The 16,022-nt window shown below is 65.1% G+C and carries 18 protein-coding genes; 14 read left to right on the forward strand and 4 right to left on the reverse strand.

The annotated features are described in order from the left end of the window. Positions 1–183: 183 nt before the first annotated feature. Positions 184–1,101, forward strand: coding sequence for a peptidylprolyl isomerase (locus LB528_RS28320; RefSeq protein WP_224717089.1), 918 nt, complete (start codon positions 184–186; stop codon positions 1,099–1,101). Between the two features lie 59 nt (positions 1,102–1,160). On the opposite strand, the gene LB528_RS28325 is transcribed toward LB528_RS28320, so the two are convergent. Then, positions 1,161–1,754 carry a TetR/AcrR family transcriptional regulator gene (locus LB528_RS28325; RefSeq protein ID WP_224717090.1) on the reverse strand — a complete coding sequence of 198 codons (594 nt, stop codon included), beginning with the start codon at positions 1,752–1,754 and terminating at the stop codon, positions 1,161–1,163. Positions 1,755–1,941: 187 nt separating this feature from the next. On the opposite strand from LB528_RS28325, the gene argJ reads away from it, so the two are divergent. The 5 genes from argJ (at position 1,942) to LB528_RS28350 (ending at position 5,158) form a co-directional block, all read left to right on the forward strand. Further along, on the forward strand, positions 1,942–3,183 hold the full coding sequence (argJ, locus tag LB528_RS28330; protein ID WP_224717091.1) for a bifunctional glutamate N-acetyltransferase/amino-acid acetyltransferase ArgJ: 1,242 nt from the start codon (positions 1,942–1,944) through the stop codon (positions 3,181–3,183). After that, a complete protein-coding gene (locus tag LB528_RS28335) occupies positions 3,183–3,962 on the forward strand; it encodes a GNAT family N-acetyltransferase (protein ID WP_224516647.1) in 780 nt (259 codons plus the stop codon). Before argJ ends, LB528_RS28335 begins: the two co-directional genes overlap by 1 nt. Next, positions 3,959–4,381 (forward strand): (deoxy)nucleoside triphosphate pyrophosphohydrolase, encoded by a 423-nt coding sequence (locus LB528_RS28340; protein ID WP_224516648.1) that lies wholly within the window; start codon positions 3,959–3,961, stop codon positions 4,379–4,381. The genes LB528_RS28335 and LB528_RS28340 overlap by 4 nt, the downstream gene beginning before the upstream one ends. 166 nt (positions 4,382–4,547) lie before the next feature. Then, the gene (locus LB528_RS28345; RefSeq protein WP_224717092.1) at positions 4,548–4,868 is read left to right on the forward strand and encodes a hypothetical protein; all 321 of its coding nucleotides are present in this window, start codon (positions 4,548–4,550) and stop codon (positions 4,866–4,868) included. A gap of 110 nt (positions 4,869–4,978) precedes the next feature. Further along, positions 4,979–5,158, forward strand: coding sequence for a Flp family type IVb pilin (locus tag LB528_RS28350; protein WP_411962280.1), 180 nt, complete (start codon positions 4,979–4,981; stop codon positions 5,156–5,158). 30 nt (positions 5,159–5,188) lie between these two features. On the opposite strand, the gene LB528_RS28355 is transcribed toward LB528_RS28350, so the two are convergent. After that, the gene (locus LB528_RS28355; RefSeq protein ID WP_224717093.1) at positions 5,189–6,061 is read right to left on the reverse strand and encodes a methyltransferase domain-containing protein; all 873 of its coding nucleotides are present in this window, start codon (positions 6,059–6,061) and stop codon (positions 5,189–5,191) included. Between the two features lie 64 nt (positions 6,062–6,125). On the opposite strand from LB528_RS28355, the gene LB528_RS28360 reads away from it, so the two are divergent. The 4 genes from LB528_RS28360 to LB528_RS28375 all read left to right on the forward strand — a co-directional run bounded on the left by LB528_RS28360 (position 6,126) and on the right by LB528_RS28375 (position 8,563). Beyond that, positions 6,126–6,926: a ComF family protein gene (locus tag LB528_RS28360; protein ID WP_224717094.1), complete on the forward strand. Its 801-nt coding sequence runs from the start codon at positions 6,126–6,128 to the stop codon at positions 6,924–6,926. Positions 6,927–7,002: 76 nt separating this feature from the next. Further along, positions 7,003–7,272, forward strand: coding sequence for a glutaredoxin 3 (grxC, locus tag LB528_RS28365; protein ID WP_224516653.1), 270 nt, complete (start codon positions 7,003–7,005; stop codon positions 7,270–7,272). A gap of 2 nt (positions 7,273–7,274) precedes the next feature. Continuing rightward, entirely contained in the window at positions 7,275–8,141 is an 867-nt protein-coding gene (locus LB528_RS28370) for a carbon-nitrogen hydrolase family protein (protein WP_224717095.1), read from the forward strand. After that, entirely contained in the window at positions 8,138–8,563 is a 426-nt protein-coding gene (locus LB528_RS28375; protein WP_224516655.1) for a DUF1178 family protein, read from the forward strand. The genes LB528_RS28370 and LB528_RS28375 overlap by 4 nt, the downstream gene beginning before the upstream one ends. Here LB528_RS28375 and LB528_RS28380 read toward each other — a convergent pair. After that, positions 8,560–9,054, reverse strand: coding sequence for a MarR family winged helix-turn-helix transcriptional regulator (locus LB528_RS28380; protein WP_224717096.1), 495 nt, complete (start codon positions 9,052–9,054; stop codon positions 8,560–8,562). The genes LB528_RS28375 and LB528_RS28380 overlap by 4 nt on opposite strands. A gap of 99 nt (positions 9,055–9,153) precedes the next feature. Here LB528_RS28380 and LB528_RS28385 point away from each other — a divergent pair, with 99 nt between their 5' ends. After that, positions 9,154–10,086, forward strand: a complete 933-nt coding sequence (locus LB528_RS28385) for a DMT family transporter (protein WP_224516657.1) — start codon at positions 9,154–9,156, stop codon at positions 10,084–10,086. 70 nt (positions 10,087–10,156) lie between these two features. Here the strand turns inward: LB528_RS28385 and ubiG are convergent, their stop codons facing one another. After that, a complete protein-coding gene (gene ubiG / locus LB528_RS28390; RefSeq protein ID WP_224516658.1) occupies positions 10,157–10,906 on the reverse strand; it encodes a bifunctional 2-polyprenyl-6-hydroxyphenol methylase/3-demethylubiquinol 3-O-methyltransferase UbiG in 750 nt (249 codons plus the stop codon). Between the two features lie 302 nt (positions 10,907–11,208). Here ubiG and LB528_RS28395 point away from each other — a divergent pair, with 302 nt between their 5' ends. From LB528_RS28395 to ptsP, 3 genes are all read left to right on the forward strand, one after another. Further along, positions 11,209–11,766 carry a putative glycolipid-binding domain-containing protein gene (locus LB528_RS28395; RefSeq protein WP_224516659.1) on the forward strand — a complete coding sequence of 186 codons (558 nt, stop codon included), beginning with the start codon at positions 11,209–11,211 and terminating at the stop codon, positions 11,764–11,766. 545 nt (positions 11,767–12,311) lie between these two features. After that, a complete protein-coding gene (locus tag LB528_RS28400; protein ID WP_224516660.1) occupies positions 12,312–13,565 on the forward strand; it encodes an aspartate kinase in 1,254 nt (417 codons plus the stop codon). Positions 13,566–13,648: 83 nt separating this feature from the next. Next, on the forward strand, positions 13,649–15,919 hold the full coding sequence (ptsP, locus tag LB528_RS28405) for a phosphoenolpyruvate--protein phosphotransferase (protein WP_224516661.1): 2,271 nt from the start codon (positions 13,649–13,651) through the stop codon (positions 15,917–15,919). Positions 15,920–16,022 lie beyond the last annotated feature (103 nt).

Genomic DNA, 16,022 nt, shown 5'->3' on the forward strand with positions numbered 1-16,022 from the left:
CGTGAACCGCTTCGACGCAAACTGAAGCGGACAAATGATGTGCTACCAAACCGGACAACTTGATTAGCTACCGACACGCCGCGTTAGCCCTATGGGCGGCGCCAAATTCCGCCACAATCCGACTGATCTGGAACCCTTTCGCTCACGCGATCCTTATTGGCAATCCCCTTGGAGTTTATCTCGATGTCCCTGTCGTTCCGCCGCGCCTCGCTCGCCAGTCTCGGTCTGGCCTTCGGGCTCTCGGCTCTTTGCCTGTCGCCGCTGATGGCGCAGGAGACCAAGCCGGATGCAGCCGCGCCCACGGCTGCGCCCGCAAAGCCGGTCGATCCCAATGCCGTGGTCGCCACTATCAATGGCGAGAAGCTGACCGAGGCCGATCTTCAGCTCGCCGAAGGCGAACTGTCGCAGCAGTTCGCGCAACTGCCGCCCGACCAGCGCCGCGCGGCCGCCCTTTCGGCGGCGATCGAAATCCGCGTCATGGCCAAGAAGGCGGTTGATGCGGGGCTCGACAAGGACGCCGACTTCCAGCGCCGCATGGCTTTCCTGCAGGCGCGCGCCCTGCATGGCGAGGTGGTCGAGAAGGAAGTGGTCGACAAGGTGACCGATGCTGAAGTGCGCGCCCGCTACGACCAGGAGATCGCCAACACGCCGCCGGTCAACGAAGTGCATGCGCGTCACATCCTTGTGAAGACGAAGGAAGAGGCCGAGGCGATCATCAAGCAGCTCGACGGCGGCGCCGACTTCCAGAAGCTCGCCAACGAGCACACCAATGACCCCTCGGGCAAAACCAATGGCGGCGATCTCGGCTGGTTCGGACCGGGCCAGATGGTGCCGGAATTCGACAAGGCGGCCTTGGCGCTCGACGTCGGCAAGTACACGAAGGAGCCGGTGCAGACGCAATTCGGCTGGCACGTCATCAAGCTCGAGGACAAGCGCGCCAAGCAGCCGCCGGCCTTCGACGACGTCAAGGACCAAGCCAAGCAGGCGGTGATCCGCGACAAGTATTTCGCCATGGTCAAGGACCTGCGCGGAGCCGCCAAGGTCGAGATTCCGGACGAGAAGCTCAAGAAGGACGTCGACGCGCTGGAAGGCAGCAAGTAATCCGCTACCGGCTGGGTAATCCTGCAAGGGCGCCTTCGGGCGCCCTTTGCTTTTCCGGCTCAGGCAGTCACTATTCCCCGCGCGATATAGCGCACGGCCGCGCGGATCGCCGCCACGTCCTCGTCGAGCCGTTCGGTCAGCAGATGCCGCCAGGCGAAGGAAGCGATCAGGTCGGCGACGATCCCGGCATCGACATCGGCCGCCACCTCGCCCCGCGCCTTGGCGCGCTCGATCATCCGGCCGGTGTGGCTGCGGCGCCCTTTCGAATATTCGGCAAGTGCAGCCGCGGCAGCCTCGTCCGACTGCGCCTCTGCGATCAGCGAGCGGAAGATGTTGCCCGACGGGGTGTCGCGCCAATGCGCGAACAGATTTTCGAGGAAGCCGGCCAGATCGTCCTCGATGTTCCCGGTGTCGGGCGTCTCGACGCGCTTCTGCCGCTGGTAGATCTCGATCAGCAGCGCCGCCTTGCTCGGCCACCAGCGGTAGATGGTCGGTTTGCCGGCCCGCGCCCGCCGGGCGACGGCCTCGATCGAGAAGCCGGCATAGCCGGCCTCGCGCAGCACCGCCTCGGCGGCGTTGATGATGGCATCGGCGCTTTCGGGATTGCGTTTCGCGCCGATCGACTTGCGCCCGCGAACGGCGGTTTCGCCCATCGAGGTCTTCCTTAGCCGGTGAATCTGCCGCCGATCATATTGGCTTCGGCGATGAAACGAAACGACGCGTTTCCAACCGCAAAGCCCCCGGCCACGCCGCGAAGGCACGGCCAGAACGCCCCTTGCGCCGGCGCGCGCTATCGGGCAAACCGGCCTTCCTTTCGTGTTCTGCCGCTCCGGGGTCTCGATGTTCGCTACGATTTCGCCGCTCGCACCGAAGAAGTATCCGAAGATGCCGGCCATCGAAGGTGTGCGCATCGCGACCGCCGAAGCCGGCATCAAGTACCGGAACAGAACCGATCTGCTGGCCATGGTCTTCGATCCGGGCACGGCTGTCGCCGGCGTGTTCACCAGGTCGAAATGTCCGTCGGCGCCGGTCGACTTCTGCCGCCAGAACCTGCCCGCCGGCAAGGCGCGCGTGCTGGTGGTCAATTCAGGCAACGCCAACGCCTTCACCGGCAAGAAGGGCAAGGCTTCGACCGCGTTGACCGGTGAGGCGGCAGCCAAGGCCGCGGGATGTTCGCAGAGCGAAGTGTTTCTGGCCTCGACCGGCGTCATCGGCGAGCCGCTCGACACCACCAAATTCAGCCATCTGCTGGCCGGCCTGGTCAAGAACGGCAAGCCGGATTTGTGGACCGAGGCGGCGAAAGCCATCATGACCACGGACACCTATCCGAAAGTGGCGACGGCGACGGTCAAACTCGGCGATACCGACGTCACCATCAACGGCATCGCCAAGGGCGCGGGCATGATCGCGCCCGACATGGCGACGATGCTGTCCTTCATCGCCACCGACGCGCCGATCGCAGCCCCCGTGCTGCAGGACCTGTTGTCGCGCGGTACGGCCAAGACCTTCAATGCGGTGACCGTCGACAGCGACACCTCGACCAGCGACACGCTGCTTTTCTTCGCCACCGGCAAGGCCGCCGCGCGCGGCGCGCCGTCGATCAGCGATCCGAAGGATGCGCGGATCGGCGCGTTCCGCCGGGCGCTCGGCAAGGTGCTGAAGTCGCTGGCGCTGCAAGTGGTGCGTGACGGCGAGGGCGCGCGCAAGCAGGTCGAAGTTACCGTCACCGGCGCCAAATCGGCGCGTTCGGCCAAGCGGATCGCACTCTCGATCGCCAATTCGCCGCTGGTCAAGACGGCGGTCGCGGGCGAGGACGCCAATTGGGGCCGCGTGGTCATGGCCGTCGGCAAGGCCGGCGAGCCGGCCGACCGCGACCGGCTGTCGATCTGGTTCGGCGACAATCGCCTGGCGCATGAGGGTGAGCGCGATCCGGCTTATTCGGAGGAAGCGACCTCGGCCTATATGAAGCGCGACGACATCCGCATCCGCGCCGATCTCGGCATCGGCCGCGGCAAGGCGACGGTGTGGACCTGCGACCTCACCAAGGAATATGTCGCCATCAACGGCGATTACCGGAGTTGATGGCGCCGGTGTCCAGGCATCCGGCAAGCGTGCTGGCGGTCGTGCGCCGCTACGAGGCGGCGGGTTTTCGCGCCTGGCCGGCGGCGGCGGTTCATTATGACGGGACCTGGGTGGTGCGGCTCACGGCCGGGCACCCAGCCAAACGCCTGAACTCGGTCAATCCGCTCGATCCGGGCGACACGCACGCCATCGAGGAGCGCATCGGCCGCGCCGCGAGGCGCTTCGATGCCTATGGCCGGCCGCTGACCTTTCGCATGTCGCCGCTGTCGGGGCAGGTGCTGTCCGCGCATCTCGACAAGGCCGGCTGGAACAGGTTTGACGAATCCCTGGTCATGCGGCTGCCGCTGAAGGAGCTTGAGCTTGGCGCAGCCATGGACCAGATACCGCTCAAGGACATCAGCCGCTTCATCGGCGCGTCGCTGAGGACGAGCGGCTCGGACGCCTCGCTGCGGCCCGGCCTGTCCGAGGTCATCGGCGCCATCCAGCCGGAGGCGGGGCTGTTCGCGCTCGAAGACGGCAACGAGCCGCTGGCGACGCTGATCTGCGTCCACGACGGCGACCTCGCAGGTCTGTTCGAGGTCGCCACCGAAAAGGCGGCGCGCAACAAGGGCCATGGCCGCAATCTCATCCTGTCGGCGCTGAAATGGGCGCGGCTGCGCGGCGCGCGCGAGGCCTGGCTGCAGGTCGAGGCCGGCAACCTACCGGCGCTTTCGCTCTACCGGTCGCTCGGCTTCGAGGAAGTCTATCGCTACCACTATCGACGGCCGCCGGGCGCATGAGCGAGGTCAAGCCAACCGGAAAGCGCCTGCTCCTGGTCGCCGCCTGCGCGCTGGTCGACACCGACCGGCGCGTGCTCCTGGCGCAGCGCCCGGAAGGCAAGCAGCTTGCCGGCCTGTGGGAGTTTCCAGGCGGCAAGGTCGAGCCCGGCGAGACGCCGGAGGAGTGCCTGATCCGCGAATTGCATGAGGAGCTCGGTATCGAGACCGAGATTCCGTGCCTTGCGCCGCTCACCTTCGCCAGCCACTCCTATGACGATTTTCATCTCCTGATGCCGCTCTACGTCTGCCGCCGCTTCCGCGGGATCGCGCAGCCCAGGGAAGGGCAGGGGCTCAAATGGGTCAGGCCGCGGCAGATGCGCGACTATCCGATGCCCCCGGCCGACGCGCCGCTGATCCAGTTCCTCATCGATCTTTTGTAGATTCACGGCCGACTTCGCCGCAGCTCGCCGTTGCCCGGAAACGGTGAATGTTTTCGCACGTTTGCCGGGGCTGCGTAGCCAGCGTTAATGCAAGATTTATCTCGACGTGAAAAATTGCCCGAGGCCGTTTCGCGCGGCGATATCGTCGATGATTGGGAAACACGGCATGAGCCTTGAAAGAGACTGGCACTCGATCCGGCCCGACCGAGGCTTCCGCGTCGTGGACGCCGGCATGGGTATCCTGCGGGTCACGCTTCTCTTCGGCTCGGCCGCGGTGGCGCTGGCGCTGATCGCAACGCCTTTCCTGGACAACCAGACCCGGCCGCAAAGCGCCCGCGATGGCTTCGCCGGCGGGCTCGATATGACGGCGACCGGATCGATCGGCCATCGCCTCAATACATATACGCTGCGCCGTAGCGTGCTGCAGCCATTGCCCAGTTCAATCTGCGTCATCCGCAATGATGGCAGCCGCAGCGGCGAGTGCTGACTTGGTTAATGATTTTTTGGCACAGCGGCATTTCATTCGCTGTTAAGCTTTTACCGTTAACCTTTCTTAACGGGTAGGACATTAGAATTTCTGCATAAGGGGTGATGGCCATGAAGAACCTGCTGCAGCAATTCATTAAAGATGAGACGGGCGCCACGGCTATCGAATATGGCCTAATCGTCACGGTGCTGTCGCTCGTGATCATCGGCGGGGTCGGCAAGGCGGCGGATGCGCTCCAGTGGTTGTTTAGCGATAACAACAGCAGACTGGTCCAAGCTTTCTCCCCCTGAGCGTGCCGGTCAGGCAATCAGAGGCGGCAGTCAACGCTTCCGCACGTCCTCCAGGACAGTTTTCAGCGAAACCTTGGCCGATCCTGGCCTGAGCGGTTTTTGCTGCGAGGCGTCGGGCGCCCAGCCGGACATCCAGACAACCGAAAAACTCGCGCGCACACGGCCGTCCGGGTCCGAGAACCGTTCCGCATAGATTTCCGCGGCGCGGGCAAAGAGCCGTCTGCCGGCCGGCCGGCGGCTGCGATCGACGAGAACGCTGGTTTCGCCCATCGCGCGCAGATCGGCAGCGAGATCGAACAGCGTGTCGTAGCGCACCGCGACCGTTTCGACATCGGCGACAGGCAAGGCCAGGCCGGCGCGCTGCAACAGCGCGCCCGCGTCGCGCACGTCGGTGAAGGGAAGGATGCGCGGGCTTGCGCCGCCGTACAGCTCCGTCTCGGCCGCAAGCATGCTTTCGCGCAATTCAGCCAACGTGCCCGCGCCGGCGAGAGCGCCCAGGAACAGGCCGTCCGGTTTCAGCGCCCGGCGGATTTGCGCGAGCACGCCGGGAATGTCGTTCATCGCGTGCAACGAGAGCAGGGAAACGACGAGATCGAGGCTGCCTTCCTCGAACGGCACGGTTTCCGGCGGCGCCACCAGGCCGGGGCTGCCGGCCAGAAGCGCGTCGTCCATCTCGACGCGCACGATCTCGCCGACCTTGCCGCTGTCGGCAAGCACGTCCGCCGCCCCCGACGTCTGACAGAACAGCGCGGCCGCCCTGTCGAAGCGGCGTTCGACGGCACCCAGCCGGTCGGCAAGATCCTCCGCGGCGCGGCGCATCAGGAAATCGGAGCCTTCGACGGGGCGCGCGAGCGCCCGGCGCTTGCGCGCGAGCCAGAGCTCAGTGTCAATCAAGGGCTGCAATGAAAAGCTTCCTGTTGTCCGCACATGCCGCAGTGGTGTTAAGGTAGCGCGGGTTTCCTTTCACGTGGCCGATCCGGTGCACAAGATCAAGACCATAGCGGTCCAGGATATGGCCCGGCAGGCGCTGGCCTGGCCGGTGCGTCTGTTGTTCCCGCCGGTTTGCGCAGGCTGCCGTCGCCATGTGTCGCAGCCCGGCGTCTTGTGCGGCGCCTGTTGGCCGAAGCTCAGACTGCTGGAAAAACCCTGGTGCCCGGTGATGGGCACGCCCTTCACCCACGACATGGGCGAAGGGTTTCTTTCCGCTGAGGCGATCGCCGATCCGCCGCCCTTCGAGCGGGCGCGGGCCGCTGTCATCTATTCGGGCGTCGCGCGGCAGATGGTGCAAGGGCTGAAATATCAGGATCGCACCGACCTCGCGCCCTGGATGGCGAAGTGGATGATGCGTGCCGGCGCGGAGCTGATCGCGGAGGCCGAGCTGGTCGTGCCGGTGCCGCTGCATTGGCGACGCTTCTTCCGGCGCCAGTTCAACCAATCGGCGGAGCTCGGACGGGCCGTTGCAAAACTCGGTGGGCTGCCCTTTTCGCCCTCCGCGATCAGGCGCGTGAGGCTGACGCGCCAGCAGGTGGGGCTCGAACGGCACGAGCGCGAGGAGAATGTGCGCGCCGCCTTTCGCGTGCCGCCGGAAGGTGAAATCGAGATAGCGGGCCGCCGGCTGCTGGTCGTGGACGATGTCTACACCACCGGCGCCACGGTGCGGGCTGTGGCCAAGGCGCTGAAGAGGGGCGGCGCCGGCGCGGTCGACGTGCTGACCTTCGCGCGCGTCCTGCCGGGGGACTTCCGGGCCGATGAGTCTGCAACTATATAGTGCTTAAGTTGTTGTTTTGGTGCATGTCGCCTTCGCGCAACTGATAAGCGATGTGCACAGGCAGGATTGCTGATCGATGGTCGATGTGACGATCTATACGCGTATGATGTGCGGTTATTGCACGGCCGCCAAGCGGTTGCTCGAGCGCAAGGGCGTGACCTATACTGAGCACGACGCTTCATTCTCGCCGGAATTGCGCCAGGAAATGATTTCACGGGCGCATGGGCGCACCACCTTTCCGCAGATATTCATCGGCGGCACGCATGTCGGCGGCTGCGATGACCTCCATGAATTGGAGTCGCAGGGCCGGCTGGACGCGCTGCTTGCAAACGGAGCGAGGGTTTGATCATGGGCGTTTTCAAGGCGGCGGCGGTGCAGATGCGTTCGGGGACCAGCCCGGAGCGCAATGCGGCCGGCATGGAAAAGCTGGTCCGCGATGCCGCACATCAGGGCGCCACCTATGTGCAGACGCCGGAAATGACCGGCGCGCTGATCCGCGACAAGCAGGCGGGGACAGCCGCCTTCACCACCGAGGACAAGGACGTGGTCGTCGCCACCGCGCGCAGGCTGGCGAAGGAGCTCGGCATCTATCTGCATATCGGCTCGACGGCGATCCGGCGCGCCGACGGCAAGCTCGCCAACCGGGCGTTCCTGTTTTCACCTGACGGCCAGCTGATCGCCGGCTACGACAAGATCCATATGTTCGATGTCGATCTCGACAATGGCGAGAGCTGGCGCGAATCCGCGTCTTACGAACCGGGAACGGAAGCGGCCGTGACCGAGATCAACGGAACGAGGCTGGGCTTTGCCGTCTGCTACGACCTGCGCTTTCCGCAGCTGTTCCGCGCCGAGGCGATGGCCGGGGCCGAGGTGCTGACGGTGCCCGCCGCTTTCACGCGCCAGACCGGGGAGGCGCATTGGCATGTGCTGCTGCGCGCCCGCGCCATCGAGAACGGCGCCTATGTCATCGCCGCCGCGCAAGGCGGCCTGCATGAGGACGGGCGCGAGACCTATGGCCATTCGCTGATCGTCGATCCGTGGGGGCGCATCGTCGCCGAGGCCGCGCATGACGAGCCAGGCGTGATCGTCGCCGAGATCGATCCGGCCCAGTCGCTTGCCGCGCGCCGCAAGATCCCCAATCTGAAGAATGCGCGGGATTTCACCGTGAATGCGGGGACAAGCGAAGCGCCGCGTCTCAGGGGTGCTGCCTCTTGATCCGTTTTTCCCTGATCTGCGAAAACGAGCATGAATTCGAAGCCTGGTTCCGCAGCAATGACGATTTCGATACCCAGAAGAAGCGCGGCTTTGTCGATTGCCCGAGCTGCGGCTCGCACAAGGTCGAGAAGGCGCTGATGGCGCCGGCCGTCTCCACGTCCCGCAGCCGAGAGAAGGTCGCCTTGGCCATGGGCGAGGCACAGAGGCAGGCGCTGGCTCAGTTGAAGGCGCTGGCCGAGAAGGTGCGCGAGAATGCCGACTATGTCGGCGACAAGTTCGCAGAGGAAGCGCGCAAGATCCATTTCGGCGAGACCGACCCGCGCGGCATCTATGGCGAAGCGACGCCGGAGGAGGCGCAAAGCCTTGTCGAGGACGGCATCGAGTTCATGCCGATCCCGAGCTTTCCGGACGACCGGAACTAGGACGGCGAGCTCAAGCTGACGATCAGTTTTTCCAGCAGTTTCGCCAGCACTTCCCGGTCTTCGCCCGTCAGACCTGAAAGGATCTGGTGCTCGTTGGCGACATGGGCCGCAAGGGCCTCGTCGGCGAGCTCGCGGCCTTTAGCAGTGAGCGCGACGACGACACCTCGCCTGTCGCTGGGGTGCGGCGCGCGCTGGATCAGTCCGGCCTTTTCCAGGCGGTCGAGCCGGGCGGTCATGGCGCCGGACGTGACCATCGTCGCCTCATAGAGCTCGGTCGGCGTCAGCGCGTAAGGCGCGCCGGAACGGCGCAATGTCGCCAGCACGTCGAATTCGCCGGATTGCAAACCGAAGCGGGCGAAGACCGGCGCCAGCCGGTCGCGCGCGATGAGCGCGGAGGCTTCGTTCAGGCGCCCGATGACGCCCATCGGCGACACGTCGAGATCCGGCCGCTCCCGCCGCCACTGTTCCATGGCCCTGCCCGCTCGATCCATATTGCTCACCGCAAAGTATCTTGACATAAAGAATCTTTACGCTATATTATCGCAAGAAGAACCGGCCGCCAAGCGGTCACGCAGCGACAGGACAGCCCGATGAAATTTCTCTGGGATTCCGCGATTGGCCTTCTGGTCGTGACCGGTAGTCTGCTCGGCATGACGCTGCCGTTCGGCAAGCTCGCCACCGCTGCCGGCGTACCGGCCATGGTCTGGGCCTTCGTCATCTCGCTGGGCGCCGGCGGCGTGCTGTTGCTTGCGCTTCTTCTGCGCGGCGAACGCATCCGGCTGACACCGCACAAGCTGCGCTACTTCTTTGTCACCGCGGCGATTTCCTACGCCATCCCTAATCTGTTGATGTTTTCGGCTATCCCGCATCTCGGCGCCGGCTACACCGGCATTATGTTCACGCTGTCGCCGGTCATCACACTGGTGTTTTCGATCCTGCTCGGTGTCAGGCGCCCCAATCTGCTTGGCGTTGTCGGCATCGCCGTCGGCTTCGTCGGCGCGGTGATGGTCGCGCTCACCCGCGGCGAGGCCGGTCAGCCGGCCGACTATTTCTGGGTCGCGGTCGGCTTGCTCATCCCGGTCAGCCTTGCCGCCGGCAACATCTACCGCACCGTCGACTGGCCGGAAGGCACCGGGCCTATCGAGTTGGCGGTCGGCAGCCATCTGGCCTCGGCCACGCTGCTTCTAATCGGCATCGTCGGCTTTTTGGGTACGCAAGCCTTCGCTCCGCTCGGCGCCGTGCCGCTTGTCGTCGTCGGCCAGGTTGCGTCGGCCTCGGCGATGTTCGCCTTCTTCTTTCGCCTGCAGGCGGTCGGCGGCCCGGTCTATCTCAGCCAGATCGGCTATGTCGCGGCGGCCGTCGGCCTGTTCGCCGGCACGCTGTTCCTGGGCGAGCATTACCGGCTTCTGACCTGGCTGGGGGCGGCCATCATCACCGCCGGCGTCTTCATCACGACCAAGGCGCAAAGCCAGGCCGGCGCGCCTGCGCCGGCTCGGATCGAGCCGGCGGCGTCGCGGGGCTGATCCTCCTTGCCGCCGGCTGGTCCTATTGGCGGGGTACCATCGGACCTTGGAAGCCTGAGGTCTGACGCGATCAGACCGAGGCTTTCTCGGCCAGCACCATGTAGTTAACGTCCATGTCCCTGGACTTCTGCCAGCGGTCGGCCAGCGGATGATAGATGACGCCGGTGCGGTCGATCACCCTGAGCCCGGCGGCGCCCAGCGCCTTTTCCAGTTCCTCCGGCCGCACCAGCTTGCCGAAGTGATGCGTGCCGCGCGGCAGCCAGCGCAGGATATATTCGGCGCCGATGATGGCAAGGCCGAGCGCTTTCAGCGTGCGGTTGATGGTGGCGACGAACATGATGCCGCCGGGACGGACCATCTGGGCGCATTTGGCGAGGAACAGGTCGACATCGGCGACATGCTCGACCACCTCCATGTTGAGGACGACGTCGAAGGTCTCGCCGGCATCGGCCAGCGCCTCGGCCGTGGTGGCGCGATAATCGACACTGACGCCGGCCTCCGCCGCGTGCAGCTTCGCCACTTCGATGTTGGTCGCGGAAGCGTCGGCGCCGACCACTTCGGCGCCAAGCCTGGCCATCGGCTCGCATAAAAGCCCGCCGCCGCAGCCGATGTCGAGGAAGCGCAGGCCTTCGAAAGGTCGCGCAGCGCGCGGATCGCGGCCGAAACGCGCCGCCACCTGGTCGCGGATATAGGCAAGCCGCACCGGATTGAGCTTGTGGAGCGGACGGAACTTGCCGTTCGGGTTCCACCATTCGGCGGCAAGGGCGGAAAAGCGCTCGACTTCTCCGGCATCGATGGTCGATCGGCGGGGCTCTGGCATAGGCGGCTCTCCAGCGCACGACCCCGAAAATCCGTGCCGATCATGCGCAAAGTCAAAGTGCCACAGCGTCCTCTGCGCGTCCCGAAGGACGCGCGGCGCTGTGGAACGCTAGGAAGTCGGGTCCTTGGCGCCAAAAGTCAAGGCAGGGTTTTCGGCTGCTGCCACACGCGTTGCCAGCAAGCATCCGCGCATGCCGGTTGTCGTCGGATGTCAGCACATGGCAGCTTGATCCGGCCGCCGCGGAAACGCGATCGCCATGTCGGACGAATGGAAGGCATGATGTCCAGGAAGGAGGCCCGATCATGCAACCCCACTCATCGATCCTCTGGCGCCGTCTCGATCTTGAGGGCCATGATGCCTGCCTGCTCAGCGCGACCGACCGGGGTTGGCGCCTCGAGGGCCATGCACTCTTCGCCCATGACGGTAGGGCCTGCAGCCTCGCCTATGCGGTGGAATGCGATGTCGGCTGGAGCACACGCTCCGCGTGCGTCGACGGTTTTGTCGGCGCGCAGGAGCTGCATTGCGAGATCGAGCGGCTTGCCGATGGCCAGTGGATGCTGAACGGCGTGGGCCACGCCGAGGTCGCGGGCCTCGTCGATATCGACCTTGGCTTCACGCCGGCCACGAACCTGGTAGCGGTCCGCCGCTTCAATCTTGGCATCGGCATGGCGACGCCGGCTCCCGCCGCCTACCTGGCTTTTCCCGAGCTCAGGCTCACGCGCCTCGACCAGACCTATCGGCGGCTTGACGAAAACCGCTACGCCTATGCCGCGCCGGCCTTTGGCTATGAGGCCATCCTGACGGTCTCGTCGGCCGGTTTCGTCCTCGATTGTCCGGGCCTATGGCAAAGCGCTGCCTGAGCCGGTTGCCCGCCGGAAGGTATGAGCGGGTGTCGGACCTCCGCGATAGGACAATTTTGGCATGGCTCATGGCGACGCTGGCCGGCTCGATCGCCTGCATGGCCTCGCTGTCGCCGGTCTCGGCCATGATGCGGTCGGCCGCCGCCTGGGCCTGTTCCATGCTCTGCCAGCGCACGCCGTCCACCCAGCTTCCATCCTCACGCCGGCCGAGATGCCGGCTGAGGAAGCCCGGCTGCCGGGTGAGCCAGTCGGTCTGGCCCCGTCATTGGCGATAAAACCGGCTTCGGTGCCGGGCTTGAGGCGGAAGGTGACGATTTCCAGGATTTCGGTCATGACAATCTCCAACGGGCCGTTTCATCAATCGTGTGGCATATCGGCGACAAGATTCTGTCAGGATAGACGGTGCCGGACCGCTGACAGACGCGCTCGCTTGCGAAGCCTTGCTGTTTTGGCTAAGGAGGCCGCGCATTCCGGCGCCGGGCTTAAACCGGCGTTTCCTCTCGTTCCGGCCTCGAACCGGCTTCAGTCAAAGGCATTTCGCTTCCATGGCGCGCATCGTGATGAAATTCGGCGGAACCTCGGTCGCCGACATCGCCCGCATCCGCAATGTGGCGCGTCATGTCAAACGCGAGGTCGATGCCGGTCACGACGTTGCCGTGGTGGTCTCGGCCATGGCCGGCAAGACTAACGAGCTGGTCGCCTGGACACGCGAAGCCTCGCCGATGCACGACGCGCGCGAATATGACGCTGTTGTTGCTTCCGGCGAGCAGGTCACGGCCGGTCTTCTGGCGATCACGCTGCAGAATATGGGCATCCATGCACGGTCCTGGCAGGGCTGGCAGATCCCGATCAAGACCGACAATGCGCATGGCGCGGCGCGCATCCTCGACATCGACGGCTCCTTCCTGGTCAAGCGTTTCGGTGAGGGCCAGGTGGCGGTGATTGCCGGCTTCCAGGGCATCGGACCGGACAACCGCATCGCCACGCTCGGCCGCGGCGGCTCCGACACGAGCGCCGTGGCGATCGCCGCGGCGGTCAAGGCCGACCGCTGCGATATCTACACCGACGTCGACGGCGTCTATACCACCGATCCGCGCATCGAGCCGAAGGCGCGGCGGCTGGCCAAGATTTCGTTCGAGGAAATGCTCGAAATGGCCTCTCTCGGCGCCAAGGTGCTGCAGGTGCGCTCGGTCGAGCTTGCCATGGTACACAGGGTGCGTACCTTCGTGCGGTCGTCCTTCGACGATCCCGATGCGCCCGGAATGGGGGATTTGCTCAATCCGCCCGGAACGCTCATTTGCGACGAGGAAGAGATCGTGGAACAGCAGGTCGTCACCGGAATTGCTTACGCCAAGGACGAAGCGCAAATCTCGCTGCGCCGCGTTGGCGACCGCCCAGGCGTCGCCGCCGGCATCTTCGGCCCGCTGGCCGAGGCCAACATCAATGTCGACATGATCGTCCAGAACATCTCCGAGGACGGCAAGTTCACCGACATGACCTTCACCGTGCCGTCCGGCGATGTCGACAAGGCGCTTGCCGTTCTGGAGAAGCTGAAGCCGGAAGTCGGCTATGACGTCGTGCAGTCGGAAGCCGGCATGTCGAAGGTCTCGGTCATCGGCATCGGCATGAGGAGCCACGCCGGCGTCGCCGCCACCGCTTTCAAGGCGCTGGCCGACAAGGCGATCAACATCCGCGCCATCACCACTTCCGAGATCAAAATTTCGATATTGATCGACGGTCCCTATACGGAACTTGCAGTTCGTACTTTGCATTCCGTCTACGGGCTCGATAAGCAATAGCAAGAACTGAGTCAGTTGTTGCGTGAACGCCGGCCGCGGGAGAAACTGCGGCGGGCGGAATGCCCATTGGAGAACAAGCCGCGATGCGTGATACGGCCAGTGGCCCGCGCGTTCTGCTCAAACGGCTTCGCGAGCTCATGCAGGAGCCGCTGGAGCCGCAGGAGCGGCTCGACCGCATCGTGCGTGACATCGCCTCCAACATGGTCGCCGAAGTCTGCTCGCTCTATGTGCTGCGCGCGGACTCGGTGCTCGAACTCTACGCAACCGAAGGTCTGAACCCCAACGCCGTCCACCTGGCGCAGCTCAGGCTCGGGCAGGGCCTAGTCGGCACGATCGCCGCCAGCGCGCGGCCGCTCAACCTCTCCAACGCGCAGGAGCATCCGGCCTTCGCCTACCTGCCGGAGACGGGCGAAGAGATCTACAATTCCTTCCTCGGCGTGCCGGTGCTGAGGGCAGGGCGCACGCTGGGCGTGCTGGTGGTGCAGAACAAGACCATGCGCCACTATCGCGACGACGAGGTCGAGGCGCTTGAAACCACGGCGATGGTGATCGCCGAAATGATCGCCACCGGCGATCTCGCGCGCCTCACCCGGCCTGGGCTGGAGCTCGACCTGCGCCGCCCGGTGAGCTTCACCGGCCTTTCCTTCAACGAAGGCGTCGGGCTCGGCCATGTCGTGCTGCACGAGCCGCGCATCGTCGTCACCAACCTGTTCAACGAGGACAGCGAGGAGGAGGTGCGCCGGCTGCAGTCCTCGCTCGGCTCGCTCAGGCTCTCCATCGACGACATGCTGGAGCGGCGCGAGGTCGCCTTCGAAGGCGAGCACCGCGAGGTGCTCGAGGCCTATCGTATGTTCGCCAATGACAGCGGTTGGGTGCGCCGGCTGGAAGAGGCGATCCGCAACGGCCTGACGGCGGAAGCAGCGGTCGAGAAGGTGCAGAGCGACATGCGCGCCCGCATGCTGCACATGACAGACCCCTATCTGCGCGAGCGGATGAGCGATTTCGACGACCTCGCAAACCGATTGCTGCGCCAGCTGATGGGGCGTGGCCCGGAGGATGTCGCGACCTCGCTGCCCAAGGACGCCATCATCGTCGCCCGCTCGATGGGCGCGGCCGAACTGCTCGACTATCCGCGCGACAAGCTGCGTGGCCTGGTGCTGGAGGACGGCGCCGCCACCAGTCATGTCGTCATCGTCGCGCGCGCCATGGGCATTCCTGTCGCCGGCCAGATGAAGGGCGCGGTGTCGATGGCGGAAAACGGCGATGCTATCATCGTCGACGGCGAAGAAGGCATCATCCACCTGCGACCGCAGTCGGACCTCGAGGCCGCCTATGCCGAAAAAGTCCGCTTCCGGGCCAGGCGGCAGGAAGTCTACCGCGAGCTGCGCAAGAAGCCGTCGCTGACCAAGGACGGAGTTCCGGTCGATCTCCTGATGAATGCCGGTCTAGCCGTCGACCTGCCGCAGCTGACCGAGTCAGGCGCCGCTGGCATCGGACTCTTCCGCACCGAATTGCAGTTCATGGTTGCCTCGACCTTCCCGCGCGCCGAGGCTCAGGAGCGGCTTTACCGCGACGTGCTCGAGGCGGCGCGCGGCAAGCCGGTGACGTTCCGCACCATCGACATCGGCGGCGACAAGGTGCTGCCTTACTTTAAGGGCGCGATCCAGGAAGAGAACCCGGCGCTCGGCTGGCGGGCGATCCGGTTGACGCTCGACCGCCCCGGCCTGCTCAGAACTCAGATCCGGGCGCTGCTGAAGGCATGCGGCGGCCGCGAGCTGAAGCTGATGCTGCCGATGGTGACCGAGCTGTCGGAAATCGCGCAGGCGCGCGAGATCATCGACCGCGAGGTCCGGCATCTGTCGCGCTTCGCGCATCATCTGCCCACAAGCCTCAAGCTCGGCGCGATGCTGGAAGTGCCCTCACTCTTGTTCCAGCTCGACGAGTTGATGAAGGCGGTGGACTTCGTCTCGGTCGGCTCCAACGATCTCTTCCAGTTCGTCATGGCCGTCGATCGCGGCAACACCCAGCTCGCCGACCGCTTCGACACTCTGTCGACGCCGTTCCTACGGGTGCTGAAGACGATCACCGATGCCGGCGTGCGCAACAACACGCCGGTCACGCTCTGCGGCGAACTTGCCGGCAAGCCGATCTCGGCCATGGCGCTGATCGGCCTGGGCTTCCGGTCGATCTCGATGTCGCCGGCCTCGATCGGCCCGGTCAAGGCGATGCTGACGGAGCTGCCGCTGCAGGAACTGAAAGACTTCTTCAGGGACAATCTGATGGCGCCCAGCCAGGGGACGCCGATGCGGGCCTTGCTACAGGCCTTTGCAGACGATCGTTCGATTCCGCTCTAGATTCACGTGAGGGCGGTTCTGCAAATGGCGATTTTCTGCGCTTCCGGTGCTCATGTACCCAAATGTACATTCCGCTCCGGTTCTCGAAACTCCCCATTTTCGA

Source organism: Mesorhizobium sp. CA4 (genome assembly GCF_020165075.1).
In the GTDB taxonomy this organism is placed as follows: Bacteria; Pseudomonadota; Alphaproteobacteria; order Rhizobiales; family Rhizobiaceae; genus Mesorhizobium.

Coding starts and splice junctions, on each gene's coding strand:
- LB528_RS28320 (WP_224717089.1), top strand. CDS start 184: ATGTCCCTGTCGTTCCGCCGCGCCTCGCTCGCCAGTCTCGGTCTGGCC.
- LB528_RS28325 (WP_224717090.1), bottom strand. CDS start 1,754: ATGGGCGAAACCGCCGTTCGCGGGCGCAAGTCGATCGGCGCGAAACGC.
- argJ (WP_224717091.1), top strand. CDS start 1,942: ATGTTCGCTACGATTTCGCCGCTCGCACCGAAGAAGTATCCGAAGATG.
- LB528_RS28335 (WP_224516647.1), top strand. CDS start 3,183: ATGGCGCCGGTGTCCAGGCATCCGGCAAGCGTGCTGGCGGTCGTGCGC.
- LB528_RS28340 (WP_224516648.1), top strand. CDS start 3,959: ATGAGCGAGGTCAAGCCAACCGGAAAGCGCCTGCTCCTGGTCGCCGCC.
- LB528_RS28345 (WP_224717092.1), top strand. CDS start 4,548: ATGAGCCTTGAAAGAGACTGGCACTCGATCCGGCCCGACCGAGGCTTC.
- LB528_RS28350 (WP_411962280.1), top strand. CDS start 4,979: ATGAAGAACCTGCTGCAGCAATTCATTAAAGATGAGACGGGCGCCACG.
- grxC (WP_224516653.1), top strand. CDS start 7,003: ATGGTCGATGTGACGATCTATACGCGTATGATGTGCGGTTATTGCACG.
- LB528_RS28370 (WP_224717095.1), top strand. CDS start 7,275: ATGGGCGTTTTCAAGGCGGCGGCGGTGCAGATGCGTTCGGGGACCAGC.
- LB528_RS28380 (WP_224717096.1), bottom strand. CDS start 9,054: ATGGATCGAGCGGGCAGGGCCATGGAACAGTGGCGGCGGGAGCGGCCG.
- LB528_RS28385 (WP_224516657.1), top strand. CDS start 9,154: ATGAAATTTCTCTGGGATTCCGCGATTGGCCTTCTGGTCGTGACCGGT.
- ubiG (WP_224516658.1), bottom strand. CDS start 10,906: ATGCCAGAGCCCCGCCGATCGACCATCGATGCCGGAGAAGTCGAGCGC.
- LB528_RS28395 (WP_224516659.1), top strand. CDS start 11,209: ATGCAACCCCACTCATCGATCCTCTGGCGCCGTCTCGATCTTGAGGGC.
- LB528_RS28400 (WP_224516660.1), top strand. CDS start 12,312: ATGGCGCGCATCGTGATGAAATTCGGCGGAACCTCGGTCGCCGACATC.
- ptsP (WP_224516661.1), top strand. CDS start 13,649: ATGCGTGATACGGCCAGTGGCCCGCGCGTTCTGCTCAAACGGCTTCGC.